The organism is Lysinibacillus sp. NPDC058147 (assembly GCF_042884205.1).
Lineage (GTDB): Bacteria > Bacillota > Bacilli > Bacillales_A > Planococcaceae > Lysinibacillus.
In genome coordinates, this window is sequence record NZ_JBHVUJ010000004.1 from 416,929 (window position 1) to 429,578 (window position 12,650).

Annotated in this window: 14 protein-coding genes; all 14 read left to right on the forward strand. The window is 38.0% G+C overall.

Features of this window, described 5'->3' with window-relative positions:
- Positions 1–5 precede the first annotated feature (5 nt).
- The 14 genes from ACFVT8_RS14745 (at position 6) to ACFVT8_RS14810 (ending at position 12,617) form a co-directional block, all read left to right on the forward strand.
- On the forward strand, positions 6–272 hold the full coding sequence (locus ACFVT8_RS14745; RefSeq protein WP_387081252.1) for a hypothetical protein: 267 nt from the start codon (positions 6–8) through the stop codon (positions 270–272).
- 244 nt (positions 273–516) lie between these two features.
- Complete coding sequence (locus tag ACFVT8_RS14750) at positions 517–660, forward strand: hypothetical protein (protein WP_387081254.1); 144 nt, start codon at positions 517–519, stop codon at positions 658–660.
- A gap of 9 nt (positions 661–669) precedes the next feature.
- The gene (locus tag ACFVT8_RS14755) at positions 670–825 is read left to right on the forward strand and encodes a hypothetical protein (protein WP_387081255.1); all 156 of its coding nucleotides are present in this window, start codon (positions 670–672) and stop codon (positions 823–825) included.
- A gap of 663 nt (positions 826–1,488) precedes the next feature.
- Positions 1,489–2,181 carry a M15 family metallopeptidase gene (locus tag ACFVT8_RS14760; RefSeq protein ID WP_387081257.1) on the forward strand — a complete coding sequence of 231 codons (693 nt, stop codon included), beginning with the start codon at positions 1,489–1,491 and terminating at the stop codon, positions 2,179–2,181.
- Positions 2,178–2,972 (forward strand): M55 family metallopeptidase, encoded by a 795-nt coding sequence (locus ACFVT8_RS14765; RefSeq protein ID WP_387081259.1) that lies wholly within the window; start codon positions 2,178–2,180, stop codon positions 2,970–2,972. Before ACFVT8_RS14760 ends, ACFVT8_RS14765 begins: the two co-directional genes overlap by 4 nt.
- 23 nt (positions 2,973–2,995) lie before the next feature.
- Positions 2,996–4,060, forward strand: coding sequence for a dipeptide epimerase (locus tag ACFVT8_RS14770; RefSeq protein ID WP_387081260.1), 1,065 nt, complete (start codon positions 2,996–2,998; stop codon positions 4,058–4,060).
- Between the two features lie 153 nt (positions 4,061–4,213).
- On the forward strand, positions 4,214–6,037 hold the full coding sequence (locus ACFVT8_RS14775) for a peptide ABC transporter substrate-binding protein (protein ID WP_387081529.1): 1,824 nt from the start codon (positions 4,214–4,216) through the stop codon (positions 6,035–6,037).
- Between the two features lie 116 nt (positions 6,038–6,153).
- Positions 6,154–7,101, forward strand: a complete 948-nt coding sequence (locus ACFVT8_RS14780; RefSeq protein WP_387081262.1) for an ABC transporter permease — start codon at positions 6,154–6,156, stop codon at positions 7,099–7,101.
- Positions 7,101–8,075: an ABC transporter permease gene (locus tag ACFVT8_RS14785; RefSeq protein WP_387081264.1), complete on the forward strand. Its 975-nt coding sequence runs from the start codon at positions 7,101–7,103 to the stop codon at positions 8,073–8,075. Before ACFVT8_RS14780 ends, ACFVT8_RS14785 begins: the two co-directional genes overlap by 1 nt.
- A 17-nt stretch (positions 8,076–8,092) precedes the next feature.
- Positions 8,093–9,148, forward strand: a complete 1,056-nt coding sequence (locus ACFVT8_RS14790; protein ID WP_387081266.1) for an ABC transporter ATP-binding protein — start codon at positions 8,093–8,095, stop codon at positions 9,146–9,148.
- Positions 9,138–10,085, forward strand: a complete 948-nt coding sequence (locus tag ACFVT8_RS14795; RefSeq protein ID WP_387081268.1) for an ATP-binding cassette domain-containing protein — start codon at positions 9,138–9,140, stop codon at positions 10,083–10,085. The genes ACFVT8_RS14790 and ACFVT8_RS14795 overlap by 11 nt, the downstream gene beginning before the upstream one ends.
- Entirely contained in the window at positions 10,082–11,014 is a 933-nt protein-coding gene (locus ACFVT8_RS14800; protein ID WP_387081270.1) for a S66 peptidase family protein, read from the forward strand. The genes ACFVT8_RS14795 and ACFVT8_RS14800 overlap by 4 nt, the downstream gene beginning before the upstream one ends.
- Positions 11,015–11,022: 8 nt before the next feature.
- Entirely contained in the window at positions 11,023–11,808 is a 786-nt protein-coding gene (locus ACFVT8_RS14805) for a serine hydrolase (RefSeq protein WP_387081271.1), read from the forward strand.
- Entirely contained in the window at positions 11,805–12,617 is an 813-nt protein-coding gene (locus ACFVT8_RS14810; RefSeq protein WP_387081273.1) for an NlpC/P60 family protein, read from the forward strand. The genes ACFVT8_RS14805 and ACFVT8_RS14810 overlap by 4 nt, the downstream gene beginning before the upstream one ends.
- Positions 12,618–12,650 lie beyond the last annotated feature (33 nt).

The following is a 12,650-nucleotide window of genomic DNA, read 5'->3' on the forward strand; positions in this document are numbered from 1 at the left end:
ATAGGATGCCATTAGATGAAATTGTAGAGCAAATAAATTTTAGCCCTGTATTCCCAGATGATAAACAAATGCAAAATATCTATAACTTTTCATTGCGCCCGGAAACAAAAGATGATCGTAGTTCTATTTATTTTTATGTAAAACTTCAGAATGGAATTATTCGAGTAAAACAATTTTTTTATGATTGGGCGTTACCTTTTATCTTCATTCAGTATAAGACATCCCCTCTGAAGGTAGTTAGTAAGATGAATGCGGATGTGGCTTCTTTTTAGTGGATGTCCAAACACCTACTGAATGAAGATAAAGCCACCGGCGGATGTCACAGATTTTGAAAGGAATGAATTGTGCGAGCCCAATTCAAAATCCGGACGCAATTACGCCAAGGCGAAATTGACTTAAGCAGATACAAATTTAGTTGAACAAGGTAATCCTTTTATCATTAATAATAGAGTAGGTTTTGTTGGAATTGATTATAAAAATAACAAGACTTTATACTATTCTGTAGGATTTACAACTGTGGAGATATCTGTTTTTGAAGGTGATGCCACGGACGATGAGTTAATTGATTACCTTGCAAATTTAATGGTGATAAACCTAGATTTGGCAAAAAAATCATTTGTTACTGCAAGTTATACAGCTAGATATGATCAAGGAAAATAGGGAGAAGAGATGGTAAAATGGTATAAACCAGAATCAATTAATTTGAAAAACTCGTTCTCAGAGACATTACTAGAATATAAGCTAGATTTGGTTGGGATTGGTAAAGAAACGAATGAAGTTCAATTACTATATCGACAAAAAGAAAACCTTACAGATGGGTGTTAGATATCAATAGCACCACATACTTTAGAAAAGGAATTACCGAAAACTTTAGGAAGAAATATTGGGATTCGTCAAAAATGGAGATTTAGGTTATTGAAAATTCCATATGGAAATAGAAAAATTGAAGTTTATTATGGAGTTTAAGAAACTTTATATCCAGCAAGATGGTTCTGGTTTAGCTTTGATAATAAAATAATTCAATGTCATATTCGTTCTTCAGTAAATGAAACCCCATCTTTAGTGCGTGAAATAGTAATAAAAATACTATTTGCTTGGCATATTTAAGTAGAAATAACTAGAAAAATCTACCTCCGTTTTGATTGATATCAAAATGGAGGTTTTTTATATAACCGAATAAGTCTGAGTTCAATTCGTCATTTTTTATTATGTTTCGGTAATCTTCTATCCCCTCCGTGAATAAAATTCCTAAATAGGTGAAAAAACGTTGTTTTTCGACTGCTTGCATCAATTGTTTGGCGAATGTTGTTTGAAATGAAGAGAATAACTATTACTCTGTAATATTGCGTTTTTTATATGGTCAATAAATTTAAGGTATGATACATTCATTAAAAACTGAATTATCCAAAAATTTATCGAAACCTTAAATTGGAGGTGTGTAATATACATGACGCTGTTTTTTATCCTATTGAGGTAAATAAAACTTTAATGGGGGAATCAACGCCAGCAATTCGTGAAAATGGCGAGCCATTCATTCAAATCGGGGAAGAACATTCGAGGATTTTTGTTAAACCAATTTACTATCAACAAAAAATACCAAACAGTTTACAAGCAATTTATTTACGTCAAGGTGTGTATGAGCTATTAACACAAGCGCTTTTATTATTGTCTAAAAATTATAGCCTCATTTTATATGATGGCTATCGTCCGTTCCAAGTGCAGCAATTTTTGTTTACGAGTTTTTCTAAGCAAATCGCACAAGATTTTCCGCATTTAACTGAGCAAGAGGTTGAAAAAGAAACGCGAAAGTATGTTGCGTTTCCTAGCATTGAAGATGCTCATTTTACACCTCATTTAACAGGTGGAGCGATTGATGTGACACTAGGAGATTTAGATGGTAATGCTTTAAATTTAGGTACCGCATTTGATGAAATTAGTGAAAAGTCTGCGACACGCTATTTTGAACAACATCCAGAGGAAGATTGGGAAGCTTGTGTTCATCGCCGTCTTCTGTATAACTGTTTGACAATGGTTGGCTTTACGAATTATTCAGAGGAATGGTGGCATTACGATTTTAATAATGCTTCATGGGCAAGACGTGTAGGTGCGCAAGAAGCTAGTTATGGGGCTGTAGAAGCAATGATCCAAGACAATAAAGTAAAGGAGTTTCGATTTCTATGAAGGTCTATATTAGTGCAGATATTGAAGGGATTACTGGCACAACAGCTTGGAGCGAAACGGAGCTAAACGCGCCAGATTATCAGTTTTTCCAAAAGCAAATGACTAAGGAAGTAGAAGCCGCAATAGAGGGGGCTATTCTTGGTGGAGCAACAGAAATTTTATTAAAGGATGCTCATGATTCAGCACGTAATCTTGATATTTCTAATCTACCAGTAAATTGCAAGGTTATTCGTGGTTGGACGTATGACCCGATGTGTATGGTTGCGGGACTTGATAAGAGCTTTGATCGCGCCATTTTTATTGGCTATCACAGTAAAGGTGGAAGCGCGCGTAATCCTCTAGCACATACGCTTTGTGTTTTTGCTGATGTGAAAATAAATGGTGAGTACGCGAGTGAATTTTTAATTAATACGTATGCGGCTGCTTTACACAGTGTTCCGGTTTCGTTTGTTAGTGGAGATGTGGGATTAACAGAGGAAATTCAATCTATCAATAATAAGATCATCACATTTGCCACAAAAGAAGGGATAGGAAATGCGACCATTAGTGTAAGTCCACAGCTGACGATTAAAGAAACGAAACGACTGGTTGAGGACTCGATGAAGGTACCTAGGGAGGATTTACAAATCCCATTACCCGAGCGCTTTCAGGTGGAAATCATTTATCGTGATCATACACGAGCTTATCGAAATTCTTTCTATCCGAATGCTACGTTTAAACCACATAATACAGTGGAATTCGTAACAGATGATTTTTATGAGGTTCTTCGAATACTACAATTCTTAACATAAGTAACGAAAAGGTAGGTGAAAGGATGAAAATTAAAAATATTGTCGTGGGGAAGGTAGAGGCACCGCTTATAACACCGTTTAAAACGGCCTTAAGAACAGTTCATAGCATTCACAATATTGCCGTCTATGTCCATGCAGATAATGGCCAAATAGGTATCGGTGAAGCGGCACCGACTGCGGTCATTACAGGTGAAACACTTGGCTCTATTTCGCACGCTATCGAAGAGTATATAAAGCCAGCGATTATCGGAATAGATATTGAGGAAATGACAGAAATTATGGAGCGAATTGACAGCAGTATTTATCAAAACACCAGTGCAAAAGCCGCGGTAGATATGGCGATTTATGATTTATTTGCGAAGCACTATCAAACACCTCTGTATAAATTATTAGGAGGCTATCGGAAAGAATTAGTAACTGATATTACGATAAGTGTAAATGATTCAGAAGAAATGGTGAAGGATAGTATAGCCGCTGTTCAACGAGGTTTTCAAATATTAAAAATAAAGGTGGGGAAAGATCCAGCCGGTGATGTAGAGCGAGTTGTTGCTATTCGTGATGCAGTTGGACACGCCATAACATTACGGGTGGACGCGAATCAGGGCTGGACACCAAAACAGGCCGTACAAATTATTGGCGCACTTGAAGATGCAGGTACGAATGTTGAATTGGTTGAGCAGCCTGTTCATTGCCATGATCTAGTAGGAATGCAATTCGTGACGGCTAATACAATGACAAATATTTTGGCGGATGAAAGTGTTTTCTCTGCAAAAGATGCCTATACAATTATTGAAAAGCGAGCCGCGGATTTGATTAATATTAAGCTCATGAAAACAGGAGGCATTTATCAAGCACAGAAAATTTGCCACATTGCGGAGGCAAACGACATACAATGCATGATTGGCTGTATGTTAGAGACAAAAATTAGCGTAAGTGCTGCTGCCCATTTTGCCGCATCACAGAAAAATATCACGATGGTAGATTTAGACGGTCCTAGTTTATGTTTGAAAGATCCTATCGATGGTGGTCCAATATTTGAAAATGATCGAATTAGGATGACGGATGCAGTTGGGATAGGTTTTTCGTAATAAAGTTGCTTTAATCAGCGAGGGGTTCGTCACGCCTACTGACTAGAAATAAAACCATACGGGCTTTATGGATAGTGAATCTCTCACTTATGTTTCGCTAAAGGTGGGATATTTACTGTCACTTTATGTAGATAAAGAAGGGGGATGCTTATGATGAAAAGGTATTGGTTGCTTTTCGTGTGTCTTGTTGTAATGCTTTGTGCAGCCTGTAGCAATGATTCTTCAAGTGAAAAAAAATCAGAGTATCGAGTGGTTTATTCAGGGGAAATAAAAACGTTAAATTACTTAAAGACCTCTGAAACGAATGAGTTTGCTATGGCTGCGAACTTGGTCGATGGGTTAATTGAGTATGATAAGTATGGTGTTGTACAACCAAGCTTAGCAAAAGAATGGTCATCAAATGATGATGCTACAGTTTGGACGTTCAAGCTACGTGACGATGCAAAATGGGTTACTCATGATGGGAAAGAATATGCGGATGTTGTTGCTCAAGATTTTGTAGATGGATTACATTTTGTTCTTGATGCAAAAAATGAATCATCCACAGCTTGGATTGCTACGGTTGTAAAAAATGGGGAAGCCTTTTATAACGGTGATATGACAGATTTTACGAAGGTTGGCATAAAGGCAATAGATGAACATACAGTAGAATATACTTTAGAAAAGCCAACACCTTACTTCCTATCTATGTTGAACTATGTCTGCTTCTTCCCAGTTAATGGTAAGTTTATAGCGGAAAAAGGTGATAGTTTCGGTACAACTAATGATAATTTCCTTTATAACGGATCTTATATTTTAGATAAATTTGAACCGCAAAATGAGCGAGTACTTGTGAAAAATGATAAGTATTGGGATAAAGACCAAGTCCTGATTGATCGTATTCGCTATAAATACAATAAAGAAGCGGCTACAGTAGAACCAGAATTATTTTTACGTGGAGAAGTAGATTCAGCGAGTATTCCAACTTCTATCATAGATGAGTGGTTTAAAGATGATAAGAAAAAATCTCAAATTCGTCAAACGCAAAATAACTTCTATACGTATTTCTATGCATTAAACTTTAACCCGCAATTTGATGCAGAATATGAGCCTGATAATTGGAAAAAAGCGGTCAATAATAAAGATTTCAGAAAATCATTGTTCCATGCATTCGACCGTGAATCTGCAATGTTAACTTTAGAACCTTATAATCCAAAAGGTTTGCTTAGCAACACGATTACCCCTAAAAACTTTGTCAATGTGGAGGGGATTGACTACACACAGTTAGCGCCATTAGCTGACATTTCAAATAACGATTCCTTCAACAAGGAGAAGGCATTGGAATACAAGGAAAAAGCGAAAAAAGCTCTAGAAGGAAAAGTAACTTTCCCAGTAAAAGTGTTGATGCCTTATAACTCCGGTATGCCAGATTGGGCAAATCGTTCACAAGTGGTGAAACAGCAGATTGAAAGATTATTAGGTACTGATTATGTAGATATTACCATAGAGGCAGGGCCATCAACAGGCTTTTTATCTGAGGTTCGTAAACCTGGTAAATTTGCATTGCTTGAAGCAAACTGGGGTCCAGACTATGCCGATCCATCAACGTATACGGATCCATTTACTGTAGACGGTACTTATAATAAACCAGAGCTAGCTGAAGGCTATACAGAAACAAACGGAAAATCAAAATATCAAAACTTAGTGGACGAAGCAAAATCGACGATCGATACAGCAAAACGTTATGAACTGTTTGCCAAAGCGGAAGCCTTCTTAATTGATGAGGCATTTGTTATCCCTTATTCAGTAGGAGGTAGCGGCTATATTGCCTCTAAATTAAATCCATTTGAGGCTCAATACTCTCCATTTGGTGTGACTGCTGAGAAATTTAAAGGTCAGCGAGTTTTAGATAAACCAATGAGTAATGAGGAGTTTAAAGAAGCTTTAGCGAAATGGGAGCAGGAACGTGCGGATGCGTTAGCTAAGGCAGCGAAATAAAAACATTGAATTTCAGTACAAGATAAATGTCATAAGCTGTGAGAAGTATTGATGAAGGAGATACCGAATTAAAAAAGTCGGCATCTCCTTCAATCTTTCTGAAGAAGGAGGATGAAATGATGCTTAGGTATATAGGGAAACGTTTATTACAATCAGTTTTAACATTATTTATTATTATTACGATTGTTTTTTCGTTACTACGGTTAATGCCAGAAGAAGGTTATTTAGGGGCAGCAGCGAATAAAATGTCACCCGCACAACAAGAAGTATATTTAACGAATTTAGGTTTACGTGACCCGCTACTTGTACAGTTGGGGAATTTTTACGCTAAGTTGTTTCATGGTGATTTAGGTAAATCCGTTACATACCGGACAGATGTACCAGTCGTCACGATTATTGCAGATAAGATTATGTATTCCTTGCTATTTGGTTTAGGGGCGGTTGCGCTTTCTCTTCTAATTGGAGTTCCGCTCGGAATATTGATGGCCCAGATGAAGGGACGTTGGCTGGACCGCTTAGGGACTGGCTATATTGTCATTATCGTTGCAGTGCCAGCAGCAGTCTATTATTTAGTCATTCAAATGTATATTACAGATATTTTTCATCTACCAATGCTTTTTGATGAATATAATCCTATTACTTGGATTTTGCCACTGACTTCGATGGCGTTAGCACCGACTGCCTCTTATGCTATGTGGATGCGGCGTTACATGGTGGATGAACTAAACAAAGATTATATTAAGCTAGCGAGGGCAAAAGGAGTTAAAGAGCGTACATTAATGTTTAAACATGTACTACGAAACGCTTTTATTCCGATGGCACAGTATTTACCAGCGACTATTCTTTTTACTATTACAGGTTCCATCTACATTGAATCCTTATATTCCATTCCTGGTATGGGGGGCTTACTCGTAGATGCTATACAGCGGCAAGATAATACGATTGTACAAGGTTTAGTGCTTGTGTTCTCTTCACTTGGAATTATCGGACTAATTTTAGGTGATATTGCAATGGCCCTTGTAGATCCACGGATTAAATTAGGGAAAGGGGAGAGTGTACGTTAATGGGAATGTATTCAGAAGAAATAAATAATATCTCAAACAAATCACGTGAAACATTGTTTGAATTTGCGGAAGTAGATGAACGTCAAGCAGAAGAAACCGCCTATTCTAATTATTCCTATTGGCGTTCAACATGGAAATCCTTTTTAAAAAATCGCATCGCTGTCTTTTTATTAGTTGGCGTGCTTATTATCGTAGCTTTTACCATTTTACAGCCGTATTTACCAGCACAAAAATCACCGACTGAAATATATTTAGATGAGCAAACGGGTCTCCAAGTACGTAATATTGCACCAAACGCTGAATTTTGGTTTGGGACAAACTCCATTGGGCAGGATTTATGGGCACGTATTTGGGCAGGAACAAGAACCTCGTTATTTATTGGCTGTGTGGTTGCTTTAGTAGAGGCTATCGTCGGTATTACGGTCGGTACGCTTTGGGGCTTTTCTCGGAAATTAGAGGTGCCCATCACACAACTTTACAATGTCGTTGATAACATTCCGACTACTATTGTACTTATTTTAATGTCCTATATTTTGCGACCAAGCATTTCAACTATTATTATTGCCATGTGTATTACGGGCTGGGTAGAAATGGCAAGATTTATTCGTAATCAAATTGTTATTTTACGTGATCGTGAATATAACTTAGCCTCAAAATGTTTAGGAACACCTGATTACCGAATTATTTTAAAAAATCTACTACCCTATCTTATTTCGGTCATTATGTTACGAATGAGTCTAGCCATCCCATTTGCAATAGGCTCAGAAGTCTTTTTAACATACATCGGATTAGGCTTACCGATCAGTGAGCCGTCTTTAGGGAATTTAATTAATGAAGGACGAGTACTCATGATGTCTCCAGAATTAAGATATCAACTCATTTTTCCAAGTATTGTATTAAGTGTCATTACGATTGCATTTTATATTATAGGAAATTCATTTGCAGATGCAGCAGATCCGAAAAATCACGTATAAAGAGGGGGATGATGGAAGTGACACAAACTCAATCACCTATTTTAACCATCCAAAACCTTGTTATTAAATTTAAACTTCGTGGTAGAGTGCTAACGGCTATTCGTAATATTTCCCTCGATTTGTACAAAGGTGAAAGTCTTGCAATCGTTGGCGAGTCAGGTTCAGGAAAATCTGTTCTAATGAAATCGATCATGGGCTTGCTCGATAAAAATGGCTACATCGATCAGGGGCAGATTATCTATAATAATCAAGATTTAGCACAGTTTAGAACCGAACGGGAGTGGCTAAGCATTCGTGGAAAAGAAGTGGCAATGGTTACACAAGATCCTATGACATCATTAAATCCACTGAAAACGATTGGTAAGCAAATCGAGGAATGTGTTCATTTACATCAAGACTTAAAGGGGAGAGCCGCATACGAAGAAACATTAAAACTGTTAAAAGATGTTGGCATACATGATGTAGAAAAACGCCATAAGCAATATCCTCACGAATTTTCCGGTGGTATGCGTCAACGAATCGTGATCGCTATTGCGCTAGCATGTAAACCCAAAATATTAATTTGCGATGAACCAACAACTGCATTAGACGTAACAATCCAAGCACAAATTTTGCAGCTTCTAAAAAATCTCCAGCAAAAGTATGGACTAACAACTGTTTATATAACGCATGATTTAGGCGTTGTGGCGAAGGTTGCTGACCGTATTGCAGTGATGTATGCAGGTGATGTCATCGAAATAGGGAAGACGCATGAAATCTTCTTTAATGGCAAGCATCCTTATACATGGGCACTCATTTCTTCTTTACCGCAACTAGGCTCAAAAGGGGAGCAGCTTTATTCTATTAAGGGTACTCCACCAAATCTTTTTCAAGAAATTAAAGGAGATGCCTTTGCTCCTCGCAATCAATATGCGTTAAAGATTGATTTTGTGGAACGTCCACCATTTTTTCAAGTGAGTGACACCCATTATGCTCGTACTTGGCTATTAGATCCACTCGCTCCAAAAGTAGAGCCTCCTGAAGCGCTACAAGCCTTTTTCGAAGAAGGGAGACGATACGCGCATGAGTCATAAAGAAGTAGTAGTTGAGGTGAAAAATCTAAAAGTTGTTTTTGGGAAGGGCAAAAATAAATTTATAGCGATTGATGATGTTAGCTTCGATATTTTTAAAGGTGAAACATTTGGTTTAGTAGGTGAATCAGGCTCTGGGAAAACAACAATCGGCCGAGCTATTATGCGTATCAATGAAGTCACTGAAGGACAAATTCTATATCACGGTAAGAAACTAAATGGCAAAATATCGAAAGAGTGGGATCGAGAAATTACACAGAAAATCCAAATGATTTTTCAAGATCCTATGGCATCGCTAAATGAACGTGCAAAGGTAGACTATATTATTTCAGAGGGACTTCTTAATACAAAAAATTTCAAAAATGAGGCTGATCGTCAACAGAAGGTACGCAATGCCTTATTAAATGTAGGATTATTGCCGGAGTTTTCTAGTCGCTTCCCGCATGAATTTTCAGGGGGGCAGCGTCAGCGTATCGGCATTGCACGTGCACTAGTAATGGAGCCAGAGTTTATTATTGCGGATGAACCAATCTCAGCATTAGACGTATCCATTCGTGCACAAGTATTAAATTTACTAGCAAACCTACAGCTGCAAAATGATTTAACATATTTATTCATTGCTCATGACTTATCTGTAGTCCGATTTATTACAGACCGAACAGCTGTTATTTATAAAGGTAAAATTGTTGAGCTAGCAGAGACAGAAAAGCTGTTTGCTAATCCCTTGCATCCGTATACAAGGGCATTATTATCGGCAGTACCGGAGCCAAATCCTTATAAGGAGCGTGATAAAGTCGTAGAAATCTACGATCCGTCACAGCATAACTATGACATTCAGCCACCGTCATTTATCGAAATAGAGGAAGGTCATTTTGTCTTGGCTAATGAAGAGGAATTGGAAAGATACCGAACTTCACTAAAAATGGAGGTAAGTAAATGATTCGTCCAAAAGCATTGAAAAAAGGTGACACAATTGGTCTTATAAGTGCTTCGGGTGCAACCCCACCTGAAAAATTTCTCCCCGCCGTTCAAAGCATTGAAAAACTAGGATTTAAGGTTGTCGCTGGGGAAACATGTAGGGCAAGACATGGCTACTTAGCAGGCTCTGATGAACTAAGAGCCGCTGAAGTTAATCGAATGTTTAGCGACTCTAATATTGACGGTATCTTCTGCATTCGTGGAGGTTACGGAGCGACGAAAATTTTACCGCTTCTTGATTTCGATATGATAAAGGCAAATCCAAAAGTATTTGCTGGCTATAGCGATGTAACGGCATTACATATCGCTTTTAACCAACGATGTGGCTTTGTCACGTATCATACACCAATGCCCTCTACAGAATTTATTCGGCCTGAGATGGATGAGTATACATGGAAGTCCTTTATCGAAAATGTGACAGCAACAGAACGTACGGACTATTGTCTTGAAAATCCACCGGGGCGTACAATGACGACGTTTGTAGCCGGAAAAGCAACCGGATCACTTATTGGTGGAAACTTAACACTAGTGACGGCGTCTCTTGGAACACCTTATGAAATTGATACAAAGGGCAAAATCTTATTTTTAGAGGATATAGATGAGAGTGAGCAACGTGTGGATCGGATGCTTACACAGCTAAAATTGGCAGGCAAACTAGATGAGTTAGCAGGTATCTTATTGGGAGCTTGGACAAATTGTGGTCCTGAAAATCCAAAACATCCGGAGCACAGCCTATCACTACAAACAATTTTTCAAGAAATTTTAGGTCCACTTAATATACCTATCATTAAGGATATTACATGCGGACACTGTTTACCAACGATGTCTCTGCCATTAGGTCGAACAATCACAATGGACACGGAGAATCAGTTGATAAAAGTCGTAGAGTAGGTGTGAATATGAAGCAAATTATTACACAGATTCTTCAAAAAGCTCCCTATAAAGTGCATGTGTTTGTAAAAGATTGTAAGACAGAGCGTTTTTTCATTAGCGAAAAACTCGAAGATACATTTTCTAGTGCTAGCTTAATTAAGGTGCCTATACTGCTTGCTGTTCTAAATTATGTAGAAAACAACAACCTATCATTAGTGCAAGAGATTAAGATAGCACCAGAAGAATGGGTGGATTTTAGTGTTATTAGTGAGCAGCATCTAGAGCAAAGTACTATTTATGAGCTTTTAGTATGGATGATTATTACGAGTGATAATACAGCAACAAATGTACTAATCGATTTTCTAGGGATGGATGCACTTAATCAATATTTTCGTCAAATTGGACTGCAGCAAACAACAATTCAACGAAAGATGATGGATTTTGAAAGGCTTGCAAAAGGCTTTGATAATACTACTACGGCAAGTGATATGGCACTGCTATTTTCACGAATTTATCGCGGGGACCTTTTATCACCGGCGTTTAATGAGCTAACGTTAGATATTTTAAGTCGTCAACGTGTACACGAATCACTAAAGCGGTATTTAGTAGATGATGTGAAACTTGCTCATAAAACAGGTAGTCTTGATACGGTAGATCATGATGTTGGGATTGTCTACAGCAACTCGGGGGATTATCTTATTGGCGTTTTCATAACAGAGGTTACTAATAATGATCAAGCGAGACAGCTAATTGGTCGAATATCCAAAGTTGTTTACGATTACTTGGTGAAGCGGAAGGAGATGATAGAATGAATGCCATTGTGACGTCAAAGATTGCAAATTTACATGCGAAGCCAGATGAAGCCTCAGAATTAGTGGATGAGGTACTATACGGAATGACGGTTCAAACCATGGAAGAAATAGACGAGAGCTGGGTACGTATACAAACGGTTTATCGCTATGAAGGTTATTGCCAGAAGGATAACTTACTAGTGGATGAAGCTAAAACGCACACCTGGCTACAAGAAGCAAACCATTTTATTAACCAAAGCTTCGCCGATGTTTTGCAGGAGCCTCGAATTCAGAGTAAGAAAATGATGACGCTCGTTAAAGGCTCAATCATCTGTTCGATTGCCATTGACGAGTTAGATCCTGAATGGGCAGCGGTGCAATTAGTGTCGGGCAAGATCGGTTATGTACGTAGGCAATGGCTACAAGAAAAAATTCCAGAAAACAGCTTACCTGAGCAACAATTACGAGAAAATGTTGTCCAAACAGCGCTTAGTTATTTAGCAGCACCCTATCGCTGGGGAGGAAAATCGCCGCTAGGTATTGATTGCTCTGGTCTATGTTCAATGGCATATATGCTAAACGGGGTATATATTTATCGCGATGCCCATATCGTTGAAGGTTTTCCTATCAAGGAAATATCTCTAGAGCACATACAAAAGGGAGACTTATTATACTTCCCAGGGCATATTGCACTGTATATAGGAGATGAACTTTATGTCCATTCATCACTTGGTGGGAATGAGGTAAATATTAATAGTCTGAATGAATTACATCCACTATATAGAAAAGATTTAGCAACAACAATAACAGCAGTAGGGAGCTTATTTTAATCCTCTGAATGAGATCATTTTATCATCATAAGT